Here is a 25,902-nt window from a genome sequence, read left to right as displayed (position 1 = left end):
ATTTAGTTTTCCCTACTCGAAAAATCAATCCGAGGATCAACAAGTGTGTAGGTGATATCGCTGATAAGTTTTAAAAGTAATCCTACAAGCGTAAAGATATAGAGTGTGCCAAAAATGACAGGATAGTCTCTGCGAATAACGGCTTCATATCCGAGTAGGCCTAAACCATCGAGTGAGAAAATCACCTCAATCAACATCGATCCAGTGAAGAATATTCCAATTAGCGCCGCAGGCATGCCCGCAATAATGAGCAGCATCGCGTTTCTGAACACATGGTTATAGAGCACTTTGTTTTCAGTCAAGCCCTTAGCGCGTGCTGTTAGAACGTACTGTTTATGTATTTCATCTAAAAAAGCGTTCTTGGTCAGCATGGTTAGCGTGGCAAAGCTTGAAATCACCGAGGCTAAAACGGGCAGGGTGATATGCCAGAAGTAGTCTCCGATCTTTTGGAGCAGTGTCATTTCATCGAAGTTAGGAGAGGTTAAACCGCGTAGGGGAAACCATTCTAAGTAAGTGCCGCCAGCGAATAGAACAATCAGGAGGATTGCAAAAAGAAAGTTGGGTATAGCGTAACCAATAATAACCGCTGTGCTTGACCACATATCAAACGCAGTGCCGTCTTTAACCGCTTTGCGTATTCCTAAAGGAATGGAGATCAAATAGGTCAGCAGCGTGGTCCAGAGGCCTAAGGAGATTGAAACAGGCATTTTTTCGACAATTAACTCAATAACGGTTTTGTTGCTGTAAAAGCTGCTGCCAAAATCAAATCGCAAATAGTTAACCAGCATTTGAAAAAAACGCTCATGGGCGGGTTTGTCAAAGCCATACATACGTTCAATTTCAGCGATCAAAGACGGATCGAGTCCTTGGCCGCCGCGATAGCCGGATGTATCAGAGGCTGCGATGTCGGTTCTTGCAGAACTGCCAATACGATCACCGGCATCCACTCCGATGCCTTGAAGTTGTGCAATGGTTTGCTCAACAGGGCCTCCGGGTGCAAGCTGTATTATCAAGAAGTTAAGCAGGAGAATCCCAAACAGTGTTGGAATAATCAGTAACAGTCGACGAAGAATATAAGCGCCCATTAAGGTTCAACCCACCAAGTATCGAAGCCCAGCGCATACTTAGGACGGACTTCTGGAATGCCAAATTTGTTCCAATACGCGACGCGGTAAGCATTAATGTGATACTGCGGAATCACATAGTGATTCCACTGCAAAACGCGATCCAGTGCCCGGGCTCTCAAAACCAGTGATTCACGATCCGGTGCTTGGATAAGTTGTTCAACCAAATGATCAACGGCGGGGTTTTTAATGCCAATTAAATTGCGACTTCCTGGACGATCGGCGCTCTCGGAATGCCAAAACTCCCGTTGCTCATTACCAGGAGAGTTAGATTGACCAAGGCTACTAACGACCATGTCAAAATCATAGTCCCTTAGGCGGTTAATGTACTGGGAAATATCGACAACTCGAATAGTAACGGTGATGCCCATGCGTTCAAGGTTGCGAATGAATGGATTCACAATACGCTCAAACTCACGTTGAATAAGCAGAATTTCAAAGCGAAACGGCTCGCCTTGAGCGTTGCGCAAAACGCCTTTATCGAGCGTCCAACCCGCGTCGGCCAGAAGATGAAGGCCTTTGCGTATTTGGAGTCTCATTTGCCCATCGCCTTCCGTTTGTGGAGCTTGATACACCTGTTCAAATACTTCGGGCGGAACGAGATCGCGTATTGGCTCAAGGATTTCAAGCTCTTCCGGTGTGGGTAGCTCTGTGGCCGCCATTTCTGAATTTGAGAAGAAACTGTGGCTACGGCGATAGGCTCCATAAAATATGGCGCGGTTTGTCCATTCAAAGTCAAACGCGTGAGCGAGTGCGTAGCGAACTCTAGGATCACTGAACTGAGCGCGACGAGTGTTCATAATGAAGGCTTGCATGCCGGTAGGGTTTTCGTGCTTTATTTCTTCGCGAATAATTCGACCCTGATCAAAGGCTGCACCTGTGTAGCCAGTCGCCCAGTTTTTTGCAGCATGTTCTTGTCGAAAGTCGTAACGGCCTGCTCTAAAGGCTTCTAAGGCAATAGTTGCATCGCGATAGTATTCGAAGCTCCATAGATCAAAATTGTTGCGTCCCTTGTTTACGGGTAAATTAACGCCCCAATAATCGGGATTTCGACGATAGGTAATCGAGCGGCCAGGGTCATAGCTATGAATTAAATAGGGACCTGATCCAATCGGAATATCTAGGCTTGGCTCAGTAAAGTCACGATTTTCCCAGTAGTGTTTAGGCAGGATGGGGACTTCGCCGACAATTAAAGGGAGTTCACGGTTTTGGGTGTCGGCAAATTCGAATCGTACCGAGCGTTTATCAAGCGCAATGATATTGGTAATGTCAGCATAGTAAGCTCTGAAAAAAGGGCTCCCTTGCTCTCTTAGCAGTTTAAAGGTGTAAACAACGTCTTCTGCCGTAACGGGTACACCATCGCTAAATTGGGCTTCTTCACGAATATCAAACTCTATCCAGCGTCGATCTTCCGGCAAGCGTATATGCTTTGCGAGCAGGCCGTATTCCGAAAAGGGTTCATCCTGGGCCTTTGTTGTTAAACCGTCGTAAATGAGGCCAATGCCATCCGCGGGTGTGCCTTTGACGATAAATGGATTAAAACTGTCAAAGCTCCCCATTGATGACTGAACAACTCGACCGCCCTTTGGGGCATTGGGATTTGTATAGTCAAAATGCGTAAAGTCCGCGGGGTATTTAAGATCACCATGCATGGCGATGCCGTGGACAGATTCGACTTGTGGAAGGGATTCACTGTAGGCTGGCAAACCCATTAAAAAACAAATTAAAAGACATCCAACTAAGCGGTAAAGCGAATTTAACATTATAGACTAACTCGACCCAGACTGAATTGACTTTGACGCTAGAGTAGATGATGTTGAAGGAATCAGCAATGTTTGTCCCACTCGAATTTGCGTATTTTTCAGCTTGTTAGCATCGACAATATTTTTTACGGATGTGCTGTGGCGGTGAGCAATACCCCCAAGCGTGTCGCCGGATTTAACCGTATAACTCGCGTAATCGATCCGATCTTCGATAGGGAGTTCGTCTAAAGCGGTTTGTAAAAGTTCGGCTTGAGTGGTTGGAATTAAAACCCGATGGGGGCCGTCTGGAGGGGTGGCGCCTTGGCTTAAACCTGCATTTAATTGCTCCAGTTCCTGAAGGTCAACCTCAGCTAACTCAGCCGCTTGTTGTAAGCCAATTGGGCTGTCCACAATCACTTCAGTGAAGTAAGGTTCGGCAGGAATCTCGGATAAGTTTTGCCCTAGATCGTCCGCGTCACGTATCGCACGCGCTGTCGCGAGTAGTCTCGGAATGTAGCGCATTGTTTCAGCGGGAAGGTCTAAAGACCAAAAATCCGTTGGAAGGTTTTTCATTTCGTTTTGTTTGATCGCGCGTGCAACACGGCCTTCGCCAGCATTATATGCAGCAAGTGTCAGTAACCAGTCACCATCAAAAAGGTTATTTAAATAGTTTAAATAATTTAATGCTGCATCGGTGGATTCGATAATGTCACGTCGACCGTCATACCAGCGCGTGTTTTTGAGGCCAAAATTGCGCGCTGTTGTTGGCATAAACTGCCAGTGACCGGCTGCATTTGAAGGTGAGGTTGCTTGAGGGTTGTAGCCACTTTCGATCATCGGGATTAGCGCCACTTCGGCTGGCATTCCGCGTCCGATCACTTGTTCAAAAATGTAGTAGTAGTAAGGTTGGGCTTGTTCGCTGATCTGGCTAAGGTGGTTTGGATTACGAGTGAGCCAGTCAAGATGGTCTGTAAATTCGGCGATATTAAGATCGAGGTCTAGACGTAGGTTATCACGCGTTTGGCCCCAAGCATCATCAGTGTGTTCAGTTTCGTTATTGCTACTGCCTTTAAACCCTATGTAGTCTTCATCGCCTAAGGGTGGGTGGGTGGCCATACGTAGCTGGTGTAGCTGCAGGCTTCTGGCATCGATGCGCGTTTTATAATCAACATACTCAGTGGGTTTGGTTGGCGTACAACCACTTAAGAGGAGCACTACAGGAATGCCCAGAATCCAGTCATATTTTCTCATATCCTAACCCAAAGCTTAACGTTAACTTAACGACCTATCATACCAGCTTTATGTTTAGGGTTAAAAGTTGTTTTTCCATTCCCTTAGAGCGGCAAGTACTTCAACAGGAGAATTTAAGACTTTATCTTGGTGTCGAGTTGCCGCATGAACCACACTTGGGTGTAGTGTGCGCATAAAAGGGTTAATTGCTTTTTCCAAGCCGATTTTAGACGGCAGTGTTGGAATCGATGCGTCTCTTAAGGTAATGCATTTTTCGAGCACCATTTTGATGTCTGTATTATCAGGCTCGACCGAGAGGGCAAAGGCCAGATTGGCAAGCGTGTACTCATGCGTGCAGTAAACACCAGTGTCATCGGGTAGAGTGGCGAAGTAGTTCAGTGCTTTGTGCATTTGTTCTGCTGTGCCCTCAAATAAACGACCGCAGCCTGCCATAAACAGCGTGTCACCGCAGAGTAAAATTTGAGCAGAAGGGGAGTAGTAGCTGATATGATCAAGCGTGTGTGCGGGCACTTCTTTAATTTCAAAGTCGGTATCTAGGAGATACACTAGGTCACCTTCGTGGAGCGGTTGCGTGATACCATCAAAGGGGGATTTGGCAGGTCCATACACAGGACATTCATAGGTCTCATGTAAAACTTTTACCCCTCCTGTGTGGTCATTATGATGATGTGTTAGAAAAATGGCTGTTAAGGTTTTTTTCTGTTCAGAAAGCCATGTTTCGGCAGCTTCGGCACTGCCTGGATCAACAAGGATGCAACTATTATCAGAGGCGTCTTCGCTGTAAAGGGCCCAAATATAATTGTCATTAAATGCAGGAATGGGGGTGATACGTAGCATGCTAATCTCCAGAGAGTCAGGCCGGGAGCCGCTGTTTAAACAGAATTACTGATGTGCAGTGTACTAGGCTAAGATTATTTTAAATACCCATAGTAATCAATTTTATAGATCGTTAAGGAGGCAACCATGGAAATGAAAAATGTCACTCAGCCTCATGAAACTATCTCGAATTTATGTGCTTGGTTTAAAAGCCCTTTGGGTCAAGAGATTGTGGAGTGTGAGAAGGCCCTGGTTGATGAGTTGATTCCTTGGTTGTTTGGCTATCATCTTGTGCAAATAGGTTTCGATGCGTCGACTTGTTTGTTTAAATCGAGTCCCGTATCCAATAAAATCATGGCCGTGCCTTCACTTAAGCTGGGTGTGCCGCAAAATAGTGTGATTGCTCAGCCGCATGAGTTGCCATTCTTAACCAACGAAATTGATGTTGTGATTTTGCACCATACCCTTGATTTTGCTGAGCAGCCTCATCAGGTTTTAAGAGAAGCCGCAAGGATATTAAGACCTGGGGGGCATTTAATTATTATTGGTTTTAACCCAGCCAGTTTCTGGGGAATTTGTCGAAGAATTCGTCGATCAAAATCAGTGCCTTGGAGTGCGAGAGGGTTGAGTCATTGGCGTTTGCAAGATTGGTTAAGTCTGTTGGAGTTAACCGAAATCAAAGCCAAAAGTGGGTATAATCATCCGCCATTGCCGTCGGCGCGTTGGCGAAGGCGTTTATCTTTTCTAGAGTCGATTATCCGCAAAGCGCCCACACATAATGGTGTTGTATTAACGGTTCTGGCACGAAAGGATGTGGTGGGGATGACCCCTCTAAAACCTGCTTGGAAGCGCCGTGCGCTGATTACCTTTCCGGTGGCGGAGCCGACAACACGAGAGTTGTCTGGTAATCGGTCGATGAATTAATCTGAGTGGAAGTGTTTGTTTTTCATAATTAGGAGTTTGAGTGACAAGTCATTCTAAAGTTGTTGAGATCTATACCGACGGTGCTTGCAAAGGCAATCCAGGTCCTGGTGGTTGGGGAGCTTTGTTGCGTTATGCAGGAAAAGAAAAGGAGCTGTACGGTGGGGCAACGAACACGACGAATAATCGTATGGAAATGATGGCAGCCGTTGAAGCGTTGGGTCTCCTGAAGCGCCCCTGTAAGGTCATTCTTACGACGGATTCAGAGTATCTGCGTAAGGGGGTGACGGAGTGGTTAAAAGGCTGGAAAAAAAATGGTTGGAAAACCGCTTCAAAACAACCTGTGAAGAATGCAGATTTATGGCAGGCATTAGATGAGGTGATTCAGCAGCATGAGATCGATTGGCGCTGGGTTAAAGGGCATAGCGGCCATGCTGAAAATGAACGAGCGGATCAGTTAGCCAATCGTGGTGTTGAAGAGTTCGGGCAGTCAAGTTAAAAGGTAGTCAAATGCGTCAAGTTATTCTGGATACTGAAACGACCGGTATAGACCCTGCGCAAGGGCACAATATTATTGAAATAGGTTGTGTAGAGCTGGTTAAGCGTCGTCTAACCCATAATCACTATCATCAATATATACGTCCGGATCGAGAGGTTGAGGCTGAAGCGATTGCCGTGCATGGAATTAAGAATGAATTCCTTGCGGATAAGCCCTCTTTTAAACTCATTGCAGATGAGTTTATAGAGTACGTTCGCGGGGCTGAGCTGATTATTCACAATGCAGCGTTCGATATTGGCTTTTTGGACACAGAGTTGGCCCGCAATGGCTATGATTTTAAAATCCAAGATATCTGCCCCAAAATCACCGATACATTGCTGGTGGCTCGGAAAAAATTCCCAGGTCAGAAAAATAGCTTAGATGCGTTGTGTCGGCGCTATGGAATTGAGCATTTTGATCGAGAGTTGCACGGCGCACTGTTAGACTCGAAGATCTTGGCCGAAGTCTATCTCATGCTGACGGGTGGGCAAACGGCTTTGCAGTTGGGCAGTGATTTGGATAATTCGGATGAGGTTGGCGCTGTCATTAAGCCTGTGGTTCAAGGTGCAGCGTTGCCCGTTATCCAGTCAACACCAGACGAAATCGAAGCCCATGAAAAAATGTTAGCCTTGTTGGATAAAAAATCAGGTGGGATTTGTCTTTGGAAGCAATTGGAGGGAGTTAATGCAGATGGATGACGTACGAACGGCTTTATCAAATGCGGCCACAGAAGAAGAGTTTTCAGTCATTTCGCGCCAAGTACAGCTGGAGCGTTGGAATCGAAACGCGTCCTTCTGTTCTTTATGTTCAGCTGTCTTGCAGCCTCACGCAGACGAAGAAATAGCGAAAGTATGCTCTGGTTGTGGTCATGTGCATTACCCGCCCATTTCGCCCTGCATTATTGTGTTAGTCACGCGAGGCGAATATTGTCTTTTAGCACATGCTGCAAAGTTTAATGCAAAGCGCTACAGCACCTTGGCAGGCTTTATTGAGCCCGGCGAGACGGCTGAACAGGCTGTAGTGCGAGAAGTGAAAGAGGAGGTCGGTGTTAATGTCTGCAATATTCGGTATATGGGCAGTCAATCTTGGCCTTTCCCACATTCGCTGATGTTGGGATTTTTTGCCGATTATGAGTCGGGAGAAATAGTCCCTGATGGCGTTGAAATACTCGAAGCCGATTGGTTTCATCGCAATGCCTTGCCGGACATTCCTGCACCCGTGTCAATATCCAGACGTTTAATTGACACGTTCGTTGCAGGGAAAACGTCCTTTAGCGATTAAACAGTTTTCCAAGTCGAGTGGCTAGCATCACGTTGCCTTCCGCTCTGAGTTGGCCTTTCATAAACGCACTCATGCCGTCTTGCTCACCGCTAATGACGCGAAGAAAGGTTTCTTCGTTGGTAATTATCGTAATATCAGGGTCTTCATGCTGGCCAAGGTGACTGGTGCAGGATTGGTCTTTAATCGCCAAGTAAAACGCCTCGGCATCATCAAAGTTAAACTGAAAAACGGCATTTAAGTCAGACGCTTGCTCGGGTTGAAATTTCTGAGGCAGCTTTATCCGAACCTTTTCAAGTGTAATATTCTGAGTCATTTGTAACATCCTGCGATCCAAAAACAATCCAATATGGTACATTACCCCGCCGGGAAAACGAACCCGTGCATATTGATACGTAAAAGCGGAGAGCAGCGTGATAGATTTCCTGACAGAGTATGGTTTGTTTTTAGCCAAAACCTTAACCTTGGTATTAGCGCTGGTGCTGATTGTCGCAGGCATTGCGGCGGTTGCGTCTAGGCGTAAACAGCTCCAACACGAAGGGCATATTGAAGTTCGAAGCCTGAATGAAAAGTATGAAGACATGCTTCATGCGATGGAAGATGCAGTTCTTGATGAGTTGGTTATCAAGCAAAAAATTAAGGCTGAGCGAAAAAAAGAAAAAGCTGAGCTCAAAGAGCGAAAAAAGGCAGCCAAGTTAGGTGAGTTGGATGAAGACGAGGGCAAAAAAGTATTTGTTCTTGATTTTGATGGTGATATTGCGGCATCCGATGTCGATAAGCTGCGTGAAGAAATTACGGCCATTCTGTGCATTGCTCGTCCTGAAGATGAGGTGGTGTTGCGTTTAGAAAGTGCAGGCGGGATGGTGCATGCCTATGGTTTAGCATCTTCGCAGTTAGAAAGGTTGCGTAGAAAAAATATCCCATTGACCATCTGTGTTGATAAAGTGGCAGCCAGTGGTGGCTATATGATGGCTTGTATTGCGAATAAACTCCTTGCCGCTCCTTTTGCGGTGGTTGGCTCCATCGGGGTTGTCGCTCAGTTGCCCAATTTTCATCGACTTTTGCAAAAGAATGAAATTGATTACGAAATTCTAACCGCTGGAGAATACAAGCGAACGCTGACCATGTTTGGTGAAAATACAGATAAAGGTCGCGAAAAGTTTGTAGAAGAGTTAGAAGAGACGCATACCTTATTTAAAGACTTTGTTGTTGAGTATCGCCCAGAGTTGGATATGTCGGTGGTTGCAACAGGTGAAATTTGGTATGGGTGTCAAGCGGTTAAGCAAAAGTTGGTGGATGATCTGATGACCAGTGATGAGTACTTAGTAGAACAGGCACAGGAAGCCGATGTCTATGAAGTTCGTTACGAAGAGAAAAAGGGTCTGCAGGATCGTATAGGTGAGATGGCCGTCAATTCGTCAGATTCTCTGATGATGCGTTGGTGGCAGCGGCTCAATAATAGACATTTTTTTACACGTTAATCACCACGGCTGACAAAGAGTTGATAATCAGTATAATAGCCTTATACATAGTTTCAAACGCTGGTTCATGGAATGGATACACAGGAGATAGTTTATGAAACGTCGTTCTGATACGGCATTGAAAATCATATTGGCAGCGGAAGCCCTCTTTGCAGAGCAGGGCTTTACTGAGACTACGATGCGTCAGATTACAGCGGCTGCAGATGTAAATTTAGCAGCCGTTAATTATCATTTTCGGTCGAAACAGGGCTTGGTTAATGCCGTGTGTGAACGTTTGATGGAGCCGCTGTGTCAAGAAATAGAGTCGGCTCTAGATGATCGTTTGGCCAGTTCAAATCGCATTGATCTTGGTGATTTGATCGAAATACTGATGCGCGCCTTGTTGAATATTAGCCAAATTAATACGCACTCGTTGGCTGTGTTTATGCGGATGCTTGAATTGGCCTACATGAAAAATCAAGAAGAGTTGCGTGAGTTTTTTAAGCTGGAATATTCTCATCGTCTTGAAGCGTTTCTTCGGTATTTACGCATAGATTCTGCACCGATGGAGGATAGCGAGTTTTTCTGGCGCTTGCACTTTATGTTAGGTTCGGTGGTCTTTACGCTGTCTAACTATCATATGTTACTGACGTTAGAAAAAGAAAGTCTCAAAAACAACGCTGAAATTGAGCGTGTTTTGCATCGTTTGGTGCCCGTTTTAACAGCGGGTATGCAAGCACGGCCTGAAACTGAGCTTTTTTCACGTGTATAATGACGCATATTGAAATATCGATCCCTGCCCAAACCTTGACGTTGAAAACACAGGATGGTGTTCAGCAGTATCCCGTTTCTACAGCACTGCGTGGTGTTGGGCAGCAGATGAATACAGGCTGTACGCCTAGAGGTCGGCATTATATACGTGCAAAAATAGGTGCCGAGTTACCGCTAAATGCGGTGCTGGTGGGTCGACGTCCTACGGGTGAGATCTACTCTCCTGCCTTAGCAGCAGAGTTTCCAAACAGAGATTGGATTCTAACGCGGATTCTATGGCTGTGCGGTTTAGAAAAAGGTCTTAATCGTTTGGGGTCGGTTGATACTCAGCGCCGTTACATATACATCCATGGCACACCGGACTCTGAACCTATGGGAGTTCCACGTTCGCATGGCTGTATCCGCATGCGAAATGAAGATTTAGTCGACGTGTTTGAAAAAATTCAGGTGGGTTGCCTGGTTGATATTATCGCGAATGAGTAAAAAAGAATGGCGTTAGGAACACTTATGCTTGATTTGGTCGGAACAGAGTTGTCGGCCAAAGAAGCGTCTTTACTACAAAACCCGCGTGTGGGTGGCTTGATCCTTTTCAGTCGTAATTATGTGAATCCAGATCAGCTTAAGCAACTTATTGCGTCTATAAGAGCGGTTGCACCGAATATTATTATTGCCGTTGATCAAGAAGGGGGGAGGGTTCAGCGGTTCAAAGACGGCTTTACGCGTTTGCCCGCCATGTCTGCCCTCGGAAAACTCTATGATACATCTCCCGATGAGGCGATTCATGCGGCCCATGAGCTGGGCTGGCTGATGGCGCTAGAGTTAAGAGCGTTTGACGTAGATATCAGTTTTGCCCCTGTATTGGATTTAGACTGGCAACAAAGTTCTGTTATTGGTGATCGTGCTTTTTCGAGTTCAGCTGAGCGGGTCGCATTGCTAAGCGGTGCGTTTTTAAAGGGTATGCACGAAGCTGGCATGGCCGCTACAGGTAAGCATTTCCCAGGTCATGGCTGGGTCCAAGCCGACTCGCATTTAGAGCTTCCCTATGACGAGCGTTTGGAGTCTGCTATTCGTCAAGATGACTTACAGCCTTTTGCGAGTTTGATTGAGGAGGGGCTGGATGCAATCATGCCGGCACATGTGGTGTACAGCCAAGTGGATACGGCTCCGGCAGGCTTTTCCAGCTATTGGCTTAAGGACGTTTTACGCCAGGAGCTGGGCTTTGATGGGGTCATTTTTAGTGATGACCTCACGATGGAGGGCGCCAGTATCGCGGGTGATTATGCATTGCGTTGCCAGAAAGCCTTGGCGGCGGGATGTGATATGGTATTGGTCTGTAACCAGCCGGAGGCTGCCTTGCAGGTTTTAGAGTATCTAGGCACTTTACCTGAGTTGGATAATCCGCGTATCGCTAAAATGCGCGGCAATCCCTGTGTAAATCGGGACTCCCTTCGAGAGGATGCCGCCAGAGCCATTGCTGCCAAGCTTTGTCAGTAACAGCCAGTCACATTAATTTTGCTCGTTGAGTTTCTACGGTACTGAGATATGCAGCCCTTATCACGCGAAGTTGCGCGAGAAAAGTCCAAGTGGCTAAAAAGCCTCTTGGGTGAGGACAAAATCTGGTTGAAGCTGAGTGTGCTGGCTGGTTTAGTCGCTGGACTCATGCTGATTTTGCAAGCACATTTGCTCGCACGTGCAGTTGATGCAACTCTGTTCCATGATGCGAGTGTCATGGATCTTACACCGCTTTTGATCGGTGTTTTTGCAGCATTGTTGATTCGAGGCGTCATGGTGATGCTGCGAGAGTGGGGGGGGCAGAAAGCGTCGTCTGGCGTTAGGACGCGCTTGCGTGTTGCGTTATTAAGTCGGCTTGCCGAATTGGGACCGTCCTATACACGTAATCAGCGTGCTGGTGAAATCAGTAGTCTTGTCATTGAGCAGACAGAAGCCTTGGATGCTTTTATCGCCCGCTACCTTCCACAAATGTCCCTAGCGGCGTTGCTGCCTCTGGTTATTCTCGCATTTGTGTTTCCAATTAATTGGGTTGCAGGGTTGGTGTTTCTGTGTACTGCACCTTTAATTCCCTTGGCCATGGCGCTGGTTGGTATGAAAGCAGCTGACGCCAATCGTCGAAATTTCAAAGCCTTAGCGCTCTTAAGTGCGTATTTCTTAGATGTTGTTCAGGGGTTGACAACCCTAAAGCTTTTTTCGAAAAGCCGTGAGCAAACGCATATCATCGGTAAAAATGCTGAAGAGTTTCGTATTCGAACGATGCAGGTACTGCGGCTTGCTTTTTTATCATCGGCCGTTTTAGAGTTTTTTGCATCCGTCTCAATTGCTATTTTGGCTGTCTATCTCGGTTTCAGTTTTTTGGGATTGATCGAGGTGGGTTCTTGGTCGGGAGGGGTGACCCTTTACCATGCCTTGTTTATATTGATTTTAGCGCCTGAATTCTATCTTCCATTGAAAGAATTGGGCACGCACTATCATGCAAAACAAGAAGCGATTGCGGCAGCCGAGCGTTTAATGGATATTTTCGATGAGCTGGATCGAGCCGAGACAGGCGGTGATCAAGAGCCGCCTACCGGAGCGCCGACAGTTCATTTATCCAACATTGGTTTTAGCTACGCAGCACATTTGCCCCCTGTATTGCGAAACCTTAACTTAACGCTGAACTCAGGTGAGTGTGTGGCGCTGGTGGGTCCTAGTGGTGTTGGTAAATCAAGCTTGCTGAGTGTGTTGGCAGGTTTTGACCGTCCTCAGGAGGGGGCAGTCTTGATTGAGGGGATTCCATTATCAGCACTTAAGCGTTCATCTTGGATGAAACGAATCGCCTTGGTCAGTCAGCACACGACCTTATTTCCTGGCAGTATTCGTGACAATTTGCTCATAGCGCGTCCTGATGCTACTGATGCTCAGTTGGATAGGGCCTGTGAGCAAGCGGCATTGACAGACGTGATTGTGCAGCTTTCAAAAGGGTTGGATACTCCTGTTGGTGAAGCGGGTCTTGGGTTTTCGGGTGGACAGATACAGCGTCTTTCGTTGGCAAGAGCGTTTTTAAAAGATGCGCCGATTGTATTGTTGGATGAGCCGACGGCGAGCCTTGATGCAGAGAGTGAGCAGAAAGTATTGGAGAGCCTAACGCTTCTATGCAAAGGCAGAACAACTTTGTTGGTCACACACCGTCCCGCTTCGATGGCCATTGCAGATCGAGTCTACCGTTTGGTTGACGGCCGCTGCGAAGCGGTCGACGATGTGAAAATGGCTAAGGGGGAAATATGAAGTCTTTGTTACCCTTTGTTCGCCTAATGAAGTTTCACTTAGGCTGGGTGGTGTTAGGCAGTACCTTGGGGTTATTGACGCTGTTATCCAGCATAGGTCTCTTGGCGCTGTCGGGTTGGTTTATTGCCGCTGCAGCATTAGCGGGCGTCTCTCTGGCAAGTGCGCAGGCGTTTAATTATTTAACCCCTGGAGCAGGCGTTCGTGCCTTTGCAATGGTTCGAACCGTCGGGCGATATTTCGAACGAATTGCGACGCATGAAGCAACATTTCGGTTGTTGGCTCAATTGCGGGTTTGGTTCTATCAGCACTTAGAGCCGCTGAATCCTGCGCGATTGAAACACTATCGCTCCTCAGATTTGTTAAACCGCATTATTTCGGATATCAATTCGCTCGATAATTTGTATTTGAGAGTGATATCGCCGACGTTGATTGCCGTGATCACATCTATCTTGGTTGCAGGTTTTCTGGCGTGGGTGTCACCGATGTTAGGATTGTTGTTGCTAATCTGTTTGTGCGTAGCTGGGTTTTTGATTCCGTGGCTGGGCTACCGTTTGGCGTCGGGCGTGGGTGAAGCTCAGGTTTCCGCTACCTCTCAGTTACGTCAACGCGCCATTACCTATGTTCAGGGAATGAGTGAGTTGCATGTCTACTCGGCGCTTGATTCTGAACACGCGAAGTTTGTTCAGGAGCAAAAGACGTTAACGGATGCACAATTGCGGATGAGTTTAATTTCGGGTTTGACCTCTGGAATGATGGCTTGGGTGGCAGGGATAGCGACGCTCTTGGCGTTGATCGTCGCCGTCAATATGGTGCAAGCCGAAGTGTTAGCACCTGCATGGTTAGCGTTAATTATGTTTTGCGTATTAGCCAGCTTTGAAGCTGTCGCTCCTTTACCGGTTGCGTATCAGTTTTTAGGTAAAACCCGTGCATCGGCTGCTAACTTGCTTGAAATTGCTGAGCAAACCTCTGATATTCATTTTCCTGATGGGGCTGTAGAAGTTGTTCACCCTGGAGTCGTTTCGTTTAAACGCGTTAACTTTGCCTATGCCGAGCGCAGGGTGCTTGACGACTTTAATATGAATGTTGAAGCCGGAGAGCGAGTGGCAATTATGGGGCATACGGGCAGTGGAAAAAGCTCGTTAATCAATATATTGGCACGCTTTTGGGAGGTTCAGGCCGGTGAGGTTGAGGTTGGCGGTGTTAATCTTCGTGCCTACCCTGAGTCACAGTTGCGGGATCAGTTCTCCGTCTTGTCCCAGCCTGTGCAATTGTTTGCGGGCAGTGTTCGCGATAACTTGCGGTTATCAGGTGAGGATGTGAGCGATGAGGGCATGTTAGATGTTCTGGAGCGCTTGGGGTTGCTGGATATGCTAGGCTCAGAGGGTTTGCAGCGTGAAGTCGGAGAAGGGGGCAGTAAATTGTCAGGAGGGCAGCGTAAGCGGTTAGGAATCGCGAGAGCCTTGCTACGCAATGCGCCTATTCTGATTTTGGATGAGCCCACTGAAGGGTTGGATGAGGCAACTGAAAAGCAAGTGTTGGAGGTTGTTTTGACCTATCGCCCCACACAAACACTCCTGATGATCACGCATCACGACCTGTTTTTAGATAGATTTGATCAAGTTGTGCGAATTGGACCTCAGTGAGTTAGGAGAACAGCAATGTCATTAGACGCCTCAAATGATCTACGTGTGACCCTCGTTCAGTGTGATTTACGCTGGGAAGATCCGGCTACTAATTGCGCACATATTGATAGGCTGTTGGGCGACTTAGGAGGTGAGCAGACGGATTTGATCGTTTTGCCTGAAATGTTTGCCACAGGTTTTACCATGAATTCACAGCAAATGGCGGAGGACTGGGGGAGCAGCCCTGTCGTGGATTGGATGGTGTTGCAGGCAAAAAAACGTAGGTGTGTTGTCACTGGAAGTGTCGCAATTAAAGACAAGGGGGAGTGCTATAACCGTTTGGTTTGGGCGCTGCCCTCCGGTGATGTACAGGTGTACGATAAGCGCCACCTTTTTAGAATGGCGGGCGAGCATCTGCGCTATGCGATGGGGCAGGAAAGGGTCATTGTTGAAATTAAAGGCTTCAAGGTACTCTTGAGTGTTTGTTATGACTTACGTTTCCCTGTTTGGATGAGACAGCAGCCGGACGCAGAGGCCGCAACGGAGTATGATGCGATCGTCTGTGTTGCCAATTGGCCTGCGCCTCGACGCACGCCTTGGCGAGTCTTATTGCGGGCGCGTGCCGTTGAAAACCTAGCCTATGTTGTAGGTGTGAATCGGGTGGGAGAAGACGCGAAAGGCAACCAATACTCAGGCGACTCTCTGTGTGTTGATTTTAAAGGGGATCTCGTGTGCGATTACCCAGAAAATACTGCGTTTATTGAAACCTGTACTTTGTCTTACAGTGCCTTAACGTCCTTTCGTGAAGCCTTTCCTGCTTGGCAGGATGCCGATCCATTCTCGCTCAATTAAAGGCTAAGAAGCGTGTTCAGCATCACACTATCGATTGCTGAACACGTCGTTTTTAACGTCTGCCTCAATTCCTGTCAGGAGTCAGGTGCTTAAATGCTCAATGAGTGCCTCTAGGTGCTTAAAGCGCTCCTCCACAGAGTTCATGGGTAATGTGAAACGCAGACCTGATGAACCGTCTAATTTAAAGACCTTGGGTTGACGTTGAATCATGCTGATTAACTTCATTGGCTCAACCTTGGGCTCCGCGTCAAATTCAATCTTGCCACCTTTTGCGCTTGCTTCAAGTTTTATGATGCCCAGTTTCTCGGCATGTAATTTGAGTTCAGTTTGACGAATCAGGTGCTTAGTGGGTTCTGGGAGAAGCCCAAAACGGTCGATCATTTCGACTTGTATTTCGCGAAGCTGATTCGCGTCTTTAGCGTTTGAAATTCGCTTGTAAAGCATCAAGCGGTTATGCACATCAGGTAAGTAGTCATCGGGAATAATGGCGGATAGGTTCAGGTTGACTTCACAGCCGTATCGAAGTGGTTTATCCATGTTTGGTGTTTTGCCCTCACGGATCATTTGCACCGCTTGCTCAAGCATTTCCATATACAGACCAAAGCCTATTGTTTGCATTTGACCGCTTTGTTCTTCCCCAAGCAGCTCCCCTGCGCCTCTGATTTCAAGATCATGTGTTGCAAGGGTAAAGCCTGCACCTAACGTAGAGGCTTCACTGATGGCTTCTAAGCGCTTTTTGGCATCTTCTGTTATATTGCGTGGGTCTGGCGTCATCAAATAAGCATACGCTTGGTGATGCGAGCGACCGACGCGTCCTCGGAGTTGATGCAATTGTGCTAAGCCAAACTTATCGGCTCGCTCGATGATAATGGTATTGGCATTAGGAATGTCGATACCCGTTTCAATGATGGTGGTGCACACCAGCAAGTTAAACCGTTTGTGATAAAAATCACTCATCACTTGCTCAAGTTCACGCTCACGCATTTGACCATGCCCAATGGCCACTCGCGCCTCTGGAACCATTGCATCCAGTTCAGCGGCCACTTTTTCAATGGTCTTCACTTCGTTGTGCAGATAGTAAACCTGTCCACCTCTAAGCAGTTCACGCAAAATAGCTTCTTTCAGAAGTGCTGGATCTGATTGGCGGACAAATGTTTTAACAGAGAGGCGGCGTGCAGGCGGCGTTGCAATGATTGACAGATCACGCATGCCTGACATCGCCATATTGAGTGTTCTTGGAATGGGCGTTGCTGTGAGTGTCAGAATGTCGACTTCTGCACGCAATGCCTTTATTTTCTCTTTTTGTTGAACACCAAAGCGGTGCTCTTCATCGATGATGAGTAGGCCTAGATTTTTAAAATGTAAGCTCCCCTGAATTAGCTTATGAGTGCCAATCAGGATATCGACTTGCCCCTCGGCTAATTGTTTAGCGATCATAGTTTGCTGTTTCGCGCTGCGAAAGCGTGAAATCAATTCGATATTAACTGGCCAGTCGGCAAAGCGATCACAGAAATTATCGTAGTGCTGCTGTGCCAAGAGGGTAGTGGGTACTAAAACCGCAACTTGTTTGCCAGATTGAGCCGCAATGAATGCAGCGCGCATAGCCACTTCTGTTTTTCCGAAACCGACGTCGCCACACACCAAACGATCCATTGGTTTAGCGGCGCGCATGTCTCGAATAACGGCCTCAATCGCATTGAACTGATCCGGTGTTTCCTCAAAAGGGAAGGTGGCCGCAAAGCGAGCATAATCCTTTTCTGGAAACTCGAACGAAAAGCCTTCACGCGCGTCTCGTCGTGCGTAAATATCCAGTAGTTCCGCTGCTGTGTCTCGAACCTTTTCCGCGGCCTTTTGACGAGCCTTGCTCCATTGCTCAGTGCCCAAGCGGTGCAAAGGAGCGACGTCATCACTGGCGCCTGTGTAGCGGCTAATCAGTTGCAGTGAGGAGACGGGGACATAGAGCTTCGCTTCATTGGCATATTCTAGCGTTAGAAACTCGTTGATTTGACCCTCAACTGAAATGCTTTGAAGCCCCCGATAGCGTCCGACACCGTGATCGATATGCACAACAGGAGCACCCTCAGTCAACTCAGACAGGTGGCGTATCGCTTGGTCTGATTGATCTTTTTCACGTTGGCGACGGCGTCGCTGAAAAATTTGACGGCCAAAAAGCTGGGTTTCGGTGACTAAATGCAGGACGTTTGGGATGGAAATGCCACGATCAAGCGGAAAAACCGTGAGTCCTAAGGGAGCAGGAGCGGCACAAAATGCATCCCAAGATTCAAATTCCTTGGCTTTCAGTTGGCTGCGGCGCAACAGCTCCGATAGAGCTTCTCTTCGGCCAGCCGATTCCGCGCACAAGAGAATTGGGGTTGAATCCCGCTGTATTAATTCAATGAGCTTTTCAAGGGGGGACTCGCTGCCATGCACAGAGGTTAAGTCAACTGGTGCAATACAAGGCAAGTTGTCGCGCCCGGGTTTAAGGGTTTCCGCCGCTTCTTGAATGCGAATACGTGGATAGTTATTTAGCGTACTAAACAAATCATCCGGTAGTAAATACAGCTCTTGCGGAGAGTGGAGTGGACGACGAGTGTCGTAAGCACGCTCCTCATAGCGCACATCAATTTCGCGTTTGAAATTCTGAGCGGCTTCAAATACACCGGTTTCTTCAACAATCAGAGTCGTTGCGGGCAGGTAGTTAAACAGCGTTGCTAGGGTGTCGAAGAATAAGGGTAAATAGTATTCGATGCCTGCAGGTGTTACACCATCCGATACATCTCTATATACAGGGCAAAGGTTAAAGTCTACATCAAATCGTTCGCGCCAACGTTGCTTAAACTGACGTATTGAATCGGTATTAAATGGAAACTCTTTTGCTGGTAGTAATCGGATGCGGTCTATGTGCTCGATGGAACGTTGCGAGTCGGGTTCAAAGGTTCGAAGGGTATCTATGTCATCATCTAATAATTCGATGCGGAAGGGGGTGTCGCTGCCCATGGGAAAAATATCAATAATAGCACCACGAACCGCAAACTCACCGTGTTCGTATACGGTATTGACCGCCTGATAGCCTGCTGCAATGAGTTGGTGACGAAGTCGCTCAGGGTCCAGTTGCTGTTTTTTTTCAAGGTGGAGACTGTGGCCGGTAATGAAGTTTTCAGGCGCAATACGTTGCATTAGGGTGGAAATGGGGACGATCAAAATGCCCCGTTTTAAGCTGGGTAGGCGATAAAGCGTTTCGATTCTCTGAGAAATAATGTCTTGATGGGGTGAAAAATTATCGTAGGGAAGTGTTTCCCAATCAGGAAAGAATAAAATATTTTCAGATGTGCCAGAAAAAAATTCCGTTTCTTGACGAATACGAAGGGCCATCTCATTATCGCGGCAGATCATCAGAATAGGCCCCTGAGTGTGCCTAGACGAGAGTTGTTGCAGGAGCAGTCCTGTGCTGCTGCCACAGACTTGTCCAAGCCGCTTTAAATCGCCTGCTTTGTGAGGCAAGGGATGAGAAAAGGTTGCCAGCAAAATCGATCTCCTTAAAAAGAGTAAAACTAAACTTGCCGGTTCGAATGTTACTTCGCAGCCAACCAAGGCAAGATTAAAAGATCTAAAATATAAAAGTACGTAAATAATCTACATTGGATTCATTAATACGCTAATCTTGCGACTTGTTCGGACGAAAGTCTATCCATCTTCGTTTGATCCGAAGGAAAGAAATGAGGATAATGCGCGCACGCAAATTGAGCCTTTACAATTTCGGAGTGAACTGTGAGCCAAGAACTGATTTTAGCGGACTGGAATGCGCGTGAGTCTATTACAGAGGCAATGATCCCCCTGATCGGCCGTCTGTATCGTGAACGCAATGTAGAAATATCTGTTTACGGTCGTGTGATCGTTAAACGCTCTGTCATTGACATCATCAAGGCGCACCGCTTTGTACGTCAGGTAGAGGGTGAAGAGTTATCCGTTGTTGATACCTTCCCTGTGCTTGAGATCGTAAGTGAACTGGATGTTCACAATGCCCATATAGACATTGCTAAGTTAGCCATTAAGTTCCGTGCTGATGCGCAAGGGCGTGATCTGAAACAGTTTGTATCAGACGAGCTTGCAGTGACAACGGGCCCTGCAGATGACCGTAATCCAACAGATGTTGTTCTGTATGGTTTTGGTCGCATAGGTCGTATTTTGACACGTCAGTTGGTAGATCGTGCAGGTGTTGGTCATAGCTTAAGGTTGCGTGCGATTGTTGTGCGCAAAGGTAAAGCGGATAACGATCTCGAAAAGCGTGCAAGCCTGTTGCGTCGTGACTCTGTTCATGGCTCTTTCAAAGGGACAATTCAGGTTGATGAAGAGAACCAAGCTATTGTTGCGAATGGTGTCTCTATCAAGGTCATTTTTGCAGATAAGCCAGAAGACATTGATTACACAGCCTACGGCATCGACAATGCATTAGTGATCGATAACACGGGTATGTTCCGTGATGCCGAAGCTATGTCACGTCATTTGCAGGCAAAAGGGGCGGCTAAGGTTCTTTTGACTGCGCCTGGCAAAAACATGAAAAACGTTGTGATGGGTGTTAACCACAATGATATAGCGCCAGAAGATACGATTCTGTCTGCTGCATCTTGTACAACCAATGCCATTGTTCCTGTTTTAAAATCGCTTCAGGATAAATATGGTATTGAGAATGGCCATGTTGAAACGGTCCATTCCTACACCAATGATCAAAACTTAATTGATAACTACCACAAGGGTAGTCGTCGTGGTCGTGCTGCTGCGCTTAATATGGTTTTGACTGAAACCGGTGCTGCAAAAGCCGTTTCGAAAGCCCTGCCAGAGCTTGAAGGTAAGCTGACCGGAAATGCTATTCGTGTTCCTACACCGAACGTGTCGATGGCAATTCTTAACTTGAACTTGAAGTCTGAAACCAACCGTGATGAGTTGAATGACTATCTGCGCTACATTGCGTTGCATTCAAACTTGCAAAAGCAAGTGGATTACAGCAATTCACCAGAAGCGGTTTCAACTGATTTTGTTGGTTCGCGTGCAGCAGGTGTTGTCGATGCGCTGGCTACAATCGCCGAAGGCAACCGTTGTGTTCTTTACGTTTGGTACGATAACGAGTACGGTTACAGCTGTCAGGTTATTCGTATGGCACAGCATATTTGCCAGTGCACATTGAAAACCTTCCCAGTTGAAGCTTAGTCGTTTTTTGTTTTAGTTTAAGAGTCGGCGTAGAATAGGGATGCTTTTATATCACCCTGTTTTACGTCGGCTTTTTGCGCTATATCCTGCCTAAATATTATAGTTTCCATCTAGTTATAATTTTATTCCAAATTCTTCTATGTCTTTGTCTTCATTTAACACTTAAGAAGGGTTTATCCATCTAAGTGTTTGGTAGAAAAACGACACGTCTCTCAGGTATAATGAAAAAGTTTTTAGGTGGGTTTTTTGTTTTTTCTGTAAATGCGAATCACTCTTGTTTTAAAACAGGTTTTTGTGCATTTGCGCGATCAGATAATAATAAAAATCCTAAAATTTTTAGTTAGATTGGGTGAGGCGAATGATCAAGATCAAAAAGGGTCTGGATCTACCAATTACGGGTGAACCAGAGCAGGTGATTCACGACGCTGCGAAGGTGCGTTCTGTTGCCTTGATTGGCTATGATTATGTGGGGTTAAAACCCACCATGGCTGTCAAAGTAGGCGATCGTGTTAAGCTCGGACAGGTGATCTTTACCGATAAAAAAACAGAGGGTGTTCAGTACACTTCTCCCGGTGCTGGTGTTGTTAAAGAAATTAATCGTGGTGATCGTCGCGTACTGCAATCGGTTGTGATAGAGCTGGATGAGCAAGAAGAATCAGTAGAATTCGCTCGTTATGAAGCATCGCAATTAGGTTCACTTTCGCGTGAGCAGGTCCAGGATAATTTAATCAAATCTGGCTTGTGGACGGCGTTCAGAACACGCCCTTATAGCAAAGTACCGCAGTTGGGCTCCGTTCCCAATTCTATTTTTGTCACAGCAATTGATACCAACCCCTTGGCTGCAAGCCCAGAAGTTGTTTTGGCTGGTCAGGAAGCTTTGTTTCAGCAAGGTCTTGAATTGCTGACAAAATTGACTGACGGAAAAGTTTACCTTTGTAAGGCTGCGGGTTCGACTATCACAGGCACTGCAAACGTTGTGACTGAAGAGTTCAGTGGGCCTCACCCAGCCGGTAATGCAGGAACCCACATACACTTCCTTGATCCGGTTTCTCAGAAGAAAACGGTCTGGAGTATTGGTTACCAAGATGTTGTTGCTGTTGCAAAGCTTTTTACAACGGGTCATTTGTCCGTCGAGAGAGTGGTTGCATTGGCTGGTCCTCAGGTTGAAAAGCCAAGTCTCGTTCGCACGCGTTTGGGTGCTGACTTGAATGAGCTAACCGCTGGTAAGCTGCGTACAGGTAAGAACAGAGTCATCAGCGGTTCTGTTTGGAAAGGCTTTGCCGCAAACGGTCCACTGGCCTATCTCTCCCGCTATGCTAATCAAATTAGCGTGTTGCTTGAAGGCGATAAACGTGAGTTTATGGGCTGGGTTGTGCCGGGAACAGAGAAATTCTCTGTGTTGAATATGTTTGCTTCAAAGCTGAATCCTGCTAAACGTTTCAACTTTACGACGACGACCAATGGCTCAGAGCGTGCAATGGTACCTGTTGGGCAGTTTGAAGAGTTGATGCCTCTGGATATTTTACCCACACAGTTGATGCGTGCATTGGTAACGGGCGATATAGTGTTAGCTATGCAGCTCGGTTGCCTTGAATTAGATGAAGAAGATGTGGCACTTTGTAGTTTTGCTTGTACTGGCAAATACGAGTACGGCCCAATTCTTCGCGATAATCTAACGCGCATCGAGAAAGAAGCGTAAGAGGGGCTGTCATGAGTTTAAGAACTGTTCTCGATAAAATGGAACCGCATTTTCACAAAGGCGGTAAATATGAAAAATGGTATGCGCTTTACGAAGCCGTCGATACAATTTTTTATACCCCAGGGCAAGTGACACGAGCGGGTGCTCACGTCCGCGATGCGGTCGACCTGAAGCGCATGATGATTCTTGTGTGGATGTGTACGTTCCCAGCTGTTTTCTTCGGTCTTTACAGTGTGGGCTTACAAGCCAACACGGCGATGGCTGATTTGGGTATCACGGCAGCGCCAGGTTGGCGTGGAGCGATCTTGTCTACTTTGACAAGCTACGATGCCAGCAGTGTTTGGGATAATATCCTGCACGGTGCCGCGTACTGGCTGCCAATCTACGCAGTCACCTTTATAGTGGGCGGCTTCTGGGAAGTCCTGTTTGCTATGAAGCGTGGGCATGAAGTGAACGAAGGTTTCTTCGTGACCTCCATCCTTTTCTCACTGATCCTTCCAGCCACCATACCCTTATGGCAAGTTGCCTTAGGTATCACTTTCGGTGTGGTCATTGGTAAAGAAGTGTTTGGTGGTACAGGTAAAAACTTCCTGAACCCGGCGCTGACAGGTCGTGCCTTTCTGTATTTTGCGTATCCAGCGCAAATTTCAGGTGATGCAATCTGGACCGCGGTTGATGGCTTCTCTGGAGCGACTCCGTTAGGTCTTGCGGCAATGGGCGGCGTAGATGCAATTTTAGCAACTGATATCAGTTGGTTCAGTGCATTTATAGGAACGGTTCAAGGCTCCGTGGGCGAGGTCTCGACCTTGGCGATCATGATAGGCGGTGCCATTATTATGTACGCCAAAATAGCGGCTTGGCGAATTGTGGCCGGCGTTGCATTGGGTGTGATTGGTACTACTTTGCTGTTCAATGTGATCGGATCAGAGACTAACCCGATGTTCGGTGTTCCGTTCTGGTGGCATTTCGTGATTGGTGGCTTGGCGTTTGGTATGTTCTTTATGGCAACCGACCCTGTTTCAGCTTCAATGACCAATACAGGTAAGTGGGTGTTTGGTGCTCTGATTGGCGTGATGACCATTTTAATTCGTGTTGTCAACCCAGCATTCCCAGAGGGGATAATGCTCGCCATTCTGTTTGCCAACCTGTTTGCACCGCTCATTGACAACTTTGTTGTTCAAGCGAATATCAAGCGGAGGATGTTACGCAATGTCGTCTAATAATGACTCGATTAAAAAGACAGTCACGGTAGCCGTTGTACTCTGCGTAGTATGTTCGGTTGTCGTGTCAGCGGCTGCGGTTTTGCTCAAGCCCATGCAGCAGTACAACATGGATCAAGATCGTAAGTCGAATATACTCAGAGCAGCGGGTATTACTGATCCGAGTAAGACAGTTGATGAGTTGTTCAGTCAGATAACCACGCGTATTGTTGATATCAATACAGGTGAGTTTGTCGATGCGCCTGAAGCTGAAGACTTCCGTCGCGCAGCGGGTGATCCGTCGCGTTCGGTGGCTTTGGATCGTCGCACGGATATCGCGTCAATCAAGCGTCAGCCAAACCTGATGCCTGTTTACATGGTTGAAAGCGATGCGGGCGGTATTGAGACTCTGATTCTGCCTGTATATGGCTATGGTCTTTGGTCAACCATGTATGGCTTCTTAGCTCTAGAAGGCGATCTGAACACGGTTGCTGGTCTTGGGTTCTATGAGCATGCCGAGACACCGGGCTTGGGTGGAGAGATTGACAACCCTTCGTGGAAAGCATCTTGGATAGGCAAGCAAATTTATCCAAATGTTGAGACCACGCAGCCTGCGCTCCGCGTTGTGAAAGGGTCTGTTGATCCAAGTCTTGCGGGTGCAGAGCATCGTATCGATGGCTTGGCAGGTGCAACCCTAACAGCGAATGGTGTGACTAACATGATTCAGTTCTGGTTGGGCGAAACTGGCTATGCGCCTTTGATTGCTAACTTGCGCGCTAAGACAGCCGTTGAAGACGTGCAGTTGAATGATGATGCAGCTGAGCTGGACTCAGCGGAGGAGGTGTAAGCATGTCGAACACTAAAGAAATTGTCATAACGCCGATCTTTAAGAACAACCCCATCGCTCTACAGGTATTGGGGGTGTGTTCAGCTCTGGCGGTTACAACCAATATGAACAATGCTGTTGTTATGACCTTGGCGGTTATGGCGGTTGCAGCCTTTTCAAACTTGTTCGTATCCATGATCAGAAGCCACATTCCAAGTAACATCCGTATCATTGTGCAAATGACGATTATTGCTTCCTTGGTTATTGTGGTTGACCAAATCCTAAAAGCAGTTGCTTACGATGTATCGAAGCAATTATCCGTTTTCGTGGGATTGATCATCACAAACTGTATCGTTCTTGGACGTGCAGAAGCCTTTGCAATGAAAAATCCACCACTGCCAAGTTTCATCGATGGATTGGGTAATGGTTTGGGTTATGGCATGGTTTTACTATTTGTTGCGTTCTTCCGTGAACTTCTAGGTGCTGGTTCTTTGTTTGGTTTCGAGATCCTGCCTTTGGTGACGAACGGTGGTTGGTACTACAGTAACGGTATGTTGTTGTTGCCGCCAAGCGCATTCTTCCTGATCGGTATCTTGATTTGGGCGATTCGGACTTGGTATCCAGAACAAGTTGAGAAGCCTGAGTTTGTGATTGCACCCAACACCAGTAAGGAGGCGGTGTAAACTATGGAACAATATATTAGCCTTGCCGTTCGTGCCATTTTCATTGAGAACATGGCCTTGGCATTTTTCTTGGGAATGTGTACCTTTTTGGCCATCTCTAAGAAAGTACAAACCTCTTTTGGCTTAGGTGTTGCGGTTGTTGTCGTGCTGGTCATTACAACGCCAGTCAATAACCTCATCTATAACTATTTGCTACGCGAAGGGGCATTGAGCTGGGCGGGTTATCCTGATGTGGACTTGAGCTTTTTGGGCTTTATTTCCTACATCGGTGTAATTGCGGCATTGGTGCAAATCCTGGAAATGTTCCTAGACAAATACGTACCCGCACTTTACAACGCGCTGGGTGTATTCTTGCCATTGATTACCGTTAACTGTGCCATCATGGGTGCTGCACTGTTTATGGTTGAGCGTGATTACACCTTTGGTGAAAGTATTGTGTACGGTGCAGGTGCTGGCATAGGTTGGGCGTTAGCGATTACTGCATTAGCGGGTATTCGTGAGAAGCTCAAATACAGCGATGTTCCTGCGGGTCTGCGCGGTTTAGGTATCACCTTCATTATTGTTGGTTTGATGTCATTGGGCTTTATGTCGTTCTCCGGCGTATCGCTTTAATCCGCTGGGTATGAATAGCAGAAG

The 25,902-nt window shown here is 47.0% G+C and carries 23 protein-coding genes; 17 read left to right on the top strand and 6 right to left on the bottom strand.

The features are described 5' to 3' along the window. Nucleotides 1-2 precede the first annotated feature (2 nt). From F5971_RS13255 to gloB, 4 genes are read right to left on the bottom strand one after another with little or no spacing between them, the layout of a single operon-like run. Nucleotides 3-1,085 (bottom strand): microcin C ABC transporter permease YejB, encoded by a 1,083-nt coding sequence (locus tag F5971_RS13255; protein WP_036510505.1) that lies wholly within the window; start codon nt 1,083-1,085, stop codon nt 3-5. Beyond that, the gene (locus F5971_RS13250; RefSeq protein WP_193495337.1) at nt 1,085-2,887 is read right to left on the bottom strand and encodes an extracellular solute-binding protein; all 1,803 of its coding nucleotides are present in this window, start codon (nt 2,885-2,887) and stop codon (nt 1,085-1,087) included. Before F5971_RS13250 ends, F5971_RS13255 begins: the two co-directional genes overlap by 1 nt. A gap of 6 nt (nt 2,888-2,893) precedes the next feature. Further along, a complete protein-coding gene (locus tag F5971_RS13245) occupies nt 2,894-4,117 on the bottom strand; it encodes a transglycosylase SLT domain-containing protein (RefSeq protein ID WP_193495333.1) in 1,224 nt (407 codons plus the stop codon). 60 nt (nt 4,118-4,177) lie between these two features. Continuing rightward, nucleotides 4,178-4,954, bottom strand: coding sequence for a hydroxyacylglutathione hydrolase (gene gloB, locus F5971_RS13240; RefSeq protein WP_036510508.1), 777 nt, complete (start codon nt 4,952-4,954; stop codon nt 4,178-4,180). A 126-nt stretch (nt 4,955-5,080) separates the two neighbouring features. On the opposite strand from gloB, the gene F5971_RS13235 reads away from it, so the two are divergent. From F5971_RS13235 to nudC, 4 genes are read left to right on the top strand one after another with little or no spacing between them, the layout of a single operon-like run. Continuing rightward, the gene (locus tag F5971_RS13235) at nt 5,081-5,857 is read left to right on the top strand and encodes a class I SAM-dependent methyltransferase (protein ID WP_036510511.1); all 777 of its coding nucleotides are present in this window, start codon (nt 5,081-5,083) and stop codon (nt 5,855-5,857) included. Between the two features lie 40 nt (nt 5,858-5,897). Next, nucleotides 5,898-6,353 carry a ribonuclease HI gene (rnhA, locus tag F5971_RS13230; RefSeq protein ID WP_036510514.1) on the top strand — a complete coding sequence of 152 codons (456 nt, stop codon included), beginning with the start codon at nt 5,898-5,900 and terminating at the stop codon, nt 6,351-6,353. Between the two features lie 11 nt (nt 6,354-6,364). Continuing rightward, nucleotides 6,365-7,090: a DNA polymerase III subunit epsilon gene (gene dnaQ, locus F5971_RS13225; RefSeq protein ID WP_036510517.1), complete on the top strand. Its 726-nt coding sequence runs from the start codon at nt 6,365-6,367 to the stop codon at nt 7,088-7,090. After that, nucleotides 7,083-7,673, top strand: coding sequence for an NAD(+) diphosphatase (gene nudC, locus F5971_RS13220; RefSeq protein WP_157682294.1), 591 nt, complete (start codon nt 7,083-7,085; stop codon nt 7,671-7,673). The genes dnaQ and nudC overlap by 8 nt, the downstream gene beginning before the upstream one ends. Here nudC and F5971_RS13215 read toward each other — a convergent pair. Next, complete coding sequence (locus F5971_RS13215) at nt 7,663-7,986, bottom strand: SCP2 sterol-binding domain-containing protein (RefSeq protein WP_089503620.1); 324 nt, start codon at nt 7,984-7,986, stop codon at nt 7,663-7,665. The two genes, nudC and F5971_RS13215, sit on opposite strands and share 11 nt — an antisense overlap. A 97-nt stretch (nt 7,987-8,083) precedes the next feature. Between F5971_RS13215 and sohB the strand changes: the two genes are divergently transcribed. From sohB to F5971_RS13180, 7 genes are all read left to right on the top strand, one after another. Then, nucleotides 8,084-9,151: a protease SohB gene (gene sohB / locus F5971_RS13210; RefSeq protein ID WP_202806842.1), complete on the top strand. Its 1,068-nt coding sequence runs from the start codon at nt 8,084-8,086 to the stop codon at nt 9,149-9,151. Between the two features lie 94 nt (nt 9,152-9,245). Then, nucleotides 9,246-9,902 (top strand): TetR/AcrR family transcriptional regulator, encoded by a 657-nt coding sequence (locus tag F5971_RS13205; RefSeq protein ID WP_036510519.1) that lies wholly within the window; start codon nt 9,246-9,248, stop codon nt 9,900-9,902. Beyond that, a complete protein-coding gene (locus F5971_RS13200; protein WP_036510522.1) occupies nt 9,902-10,384 on the top strand; it encodes a L,D-transpeptidase in 483 nt (160 codons plus the stop codon). The genes F5971_RS13205 and F5971_RS13200 overlap by 1 nt, the downstream gene beginning before the upstream one ends. Before the next feature lie 24 nt (nt 10,385-10,408). Next, entirely contained in the window at nt 10,409-11,395 is a 987-nt protein-coding gene (nagZ, locus tag F5971_RS13195; protein ID WP_193495330.1) for a beta-N-acetylhexosaminidase, read from the top strand. 48 nt (nt 11,396-11,443) lie between these two features. Then, on the top strand, nt 11,444-13,180 hold the full coding sequence (cydD, locus tag F5971_RS13190) for a thiol reductant ABC exporter subunit CydD (RefSeq protein WP_193495326.1): 1,737 nt from the start codon (nt 11,444-11,446) through the stop codon (nt 13,178-13,180). Then, entirely contained in the window at nt 13,177-14,823 is a 1,647-nt protein-coding gene (gene cydC, locus F5971_RS13185; protein WP_193495323.1) for a thiol reductant ABC exporter subunit CydC, read from the top strand. Before cydD ends, cydC begins: the two co-directional genes overlap by 4 nt. 15 nt (nt 14,824-14,838) lie before the next feature. Then, complete coding sequence (locus F5971_RS13180; RefSeq protein ID WP_193495320.1) at nt 14,839-15,654, top strand: amidohydrolase; 816 nt, start codon at nt 14,839-14,841, stop codon at nt 15,652-15,654. Nucleotides 15,655-15,735: 81 nt separating this feature from the next. Here F5971_RS13180 and mfd read toward each other — a convergent pair whose 3' ends face one another. Further along, nucleotides 15,736-19,176, bottom strand: coding sequence for a transcription-repair coupling factor (mfd, locus tag F5971_RS13175; RefSeq protein ID WP_193495436.1), 3,441 nt, complete (start codon nt 19,174-19,176; stop codon nt 15,736-15,738). 246 nt (nt 19,177-19,422) lie between these two features. Between mfd and F5971_RS13170 the strand changes: the two genes are divergently transcribed. The 6 genes from F5971_RS13170 to nqrE all read left to right on the top strand — a co-directional run bounded on the left by F5971_RS13170 (nt 19,423) and on the right by nqrE (nt 25,878). Beyond that, nucleotides 19,423-20,859, top strand: coding sequence for a glyceraldehyde-3-phosphate dehydrogenase (locus F5971_RS13170; protein ID WP_036510533.1), 1,437 nt, complete (start codon nt 19,423-19,425; stop codon nt 20,857-20,859). 358 nt (nt 20,860-21,217) lie between these two features. Continuing rightward, the gene (locus F5971_RS13165) at nt 21,218-22,558 is read left to right on the top strand and encodes a Na(+)-translocating NADH-quinone reductase subunit A (RefSeq protein WP_193495317.1); all 1,341 of its coding nucleotides are present in this window, start codon (nt 21,218-21,220) and stop codon (nt 22,556-22,558) included. 11 nt (nt 22,559-22,569) lie between these two features. After that, nucleotides 22,570-23,778 carry an NADH:ubiquinone reductase (Na(+)-transporting) subunit B gene (locus tag F5971_RS13160; RefSeq protein ID WP_036510536.1) on the top strand — a complete coding sequence of 403 codons (1,209 nt, stop codon included), beginning with the start codon at nt 22,570-22,572 and terminating at the stop codon, nt 23,776-23,778. After that, on the top strand, nt 23,768-24,604 hold the full coding sequence (locus tag F5971_RS13155; RefSeq protein ID WP_081763800.1) for a Na(+)-translocating NADH-quinone reductase subunit C: 837 nt from the start codon (nt 23,768-23,770) through the stop codon (nt 24,602-24,604). Before F5971_RS13160 ends, F5971_RS13155 begins: the two co-directional genes overlap by 11 nt. Before the next feature lie 2 nt (nt 24,605-24,606). Next, a complete protein-coding gene (locus tag F5971_RS13150) occupies nt 24,607-25,266 on the top strand; it encodes an NADH:ubiquinone reductase (Na(+)-transporting) subunit D (protein WP_036510539.1) in 660 nt (219 codons plus the stop codon). Between the two features lie 3 nt (nt 25,267-25,269). Further along, nucleotides 25,270-25,878 carry an NADH:ubiquinone reductase (Na(+)-transporting) subunit E gene (gene nqrE / locus F5971_RS13145; RefSeq protein ID WP_036510543.1) on the top strand — a complete coding sequence of 203 codons (609 nt, stop codon included), beginning with the start codon at nt 25,270-25,272 and terminating at the stop codon, nt 25,876-25,878. The last annotated feature ends 24 nt before the right edge of the window (nt 25,879-25,902 follow it).

It is taken from the genome of Nitrincola alkalisediminis (assembly GCF_009821115.1).
In the GTDB taxonomy this organism is placed as follows: Bacteria; Pseudomonadota; Gammaproteobacteria; order Pseudomonadales; family Balneatricaceae; genus Nitrincola; species Nitrincola alkalisediminis.
Note: the sequence above shows the minus strand (reverse complement) of the source record. Positions and strands in the feature narration are given on the sequence as shown.

Excerpts from the sequence above, each read along its gene's own strand:
- F5971_RS13255 (WP_036510505.1), bottom strand. The coding sequence starts at position 1,085 with ATGGGCGCTTATATTCTTCGTCGACTGTTACTGATTATTCCAACACTG.
- F5971_RS13250 (WP_193495337.1), bottom strand. The coding sequence starts at position 2,887 with ATGTTAAATTCGCTTTACCGCTTAGTTGGATGTCTTTTAATTTGTTTT.
- F5971_RS13245 (WP_193495333.1), bottom strand. The coding sequence starts at position 4,117 with ATGAGAAAATATGACTGGATTCTGGGCATTCCTGTAGTGCTCCTCTTA.
- gloB (WP_036510508.1), bottom strand. The coding sequence starts at position 4,954 with ATGCTACGTATCACCCCCATTCCTGCATTTAATGACAATTATATTTGG.
- F5971_RS13235 (WP_036510511.1), top strand. The coding sequence starts at position 5,081 with ATGGAAATGAAAAATGTCACTCAGCCTCATGAAACTATCTCGAATTTA.
- dnaQ (WP_036510517.1), top strand. The coding sequence starts at position 6,365 with ATGCGTCAAGTTATTCTGGATACTGAAACGACCGGTATAGACCCTGCG.
- nudC (WP_157682294.1), top strand. The coding sequence starts at position 7,083 with ATGGATGACGTACGAACGGCTTTATCAAATGCGGCCACAGAAGAAGAG.
- F5971_RS13215 (WP_089503620.1), bottom strand. The coding sequence starts at position 7,986 with ATGACTCAGAATATTACACTTGAAAAGGTTCGGATAAAGCTGCCTCAG.
- F5971_RS13205 (WP_036510519.1), top strand. The coding sequence starts at position 9,246 with ATGAAACGTCGTTCTGATACGGCATTGAAAATCATATTGGCAGCGGAA.
- F5971_RS13200 (WP_036510522.1), top strand. The coding sequence starts at position 9,902 with ATGACGCATATTGAAATATCGATCCCTGCCCAAACCTTGACGTTGAAA.
- nagZ (WP_193495330.1), top strand. The coding sequence starts at position 10,409 with ATGCTTGATTTGGTCGGAACAGAGTTGTCGGCCAAAGAAGCGTCTTTA.
- cydD (WP_193495326.1), top strand. The coding sequence starts at position 11,444 with ATGCAGCCCTTATCACGCGAAGTTGCGCGAGAAAAGTCCAAGTGGCTA.
- cydC (WP_193495323.1), top strand. The coding sequence starts at position 13,177 with ATGAAGTCTTTGTTACCCTTTGTTCGCCTAATGAAGTTTCACTTAGGC.
- F5971_RS13180 (WP_193495320.1), top strand. The coding sequence starts at position 14,839 with ATGTCATTAGACGCCTCAAATGATCTACGTGTGACCCTCGTTCAGTGT.
- F5971_RS13165 (WP_193495317.1), top strand. The coding sequence starts at position 21,218 with ATGATCAAGATCAAAAAGGGTCTGGATCTACCAATTACGGGTGAACCA.
- F5971_RS13160 (WP_036510536.1), top strand. The coding sequence starts at position 22,570 with ATGAGTTTAAGAACTGTTCTCGATAAAATGGAACCGCATTTTCACAAA.
- F5971_RS13155 (WP_081763800.1), top strand. The coding sequence starts at position 23,768 with ATGTCGTCTAATAATGACTCGATTAAAAAGACAGTCACGGTAGCCGTT.
- F5971_RS13150 (WP_036510539.1), top strand. The coding sequence starts at position 24,607 with ATGTCGAACACTAAAGAAATTGTCATAACGCCGATCTTTAAGAACAAC.
- nqrE (WP_036510543.1), top strand. The coding sequence starts at position 25,270 with ATGGAACAATATATTAGCCTTGCCGTTCGTGCCATTTTCATTGAGAAC.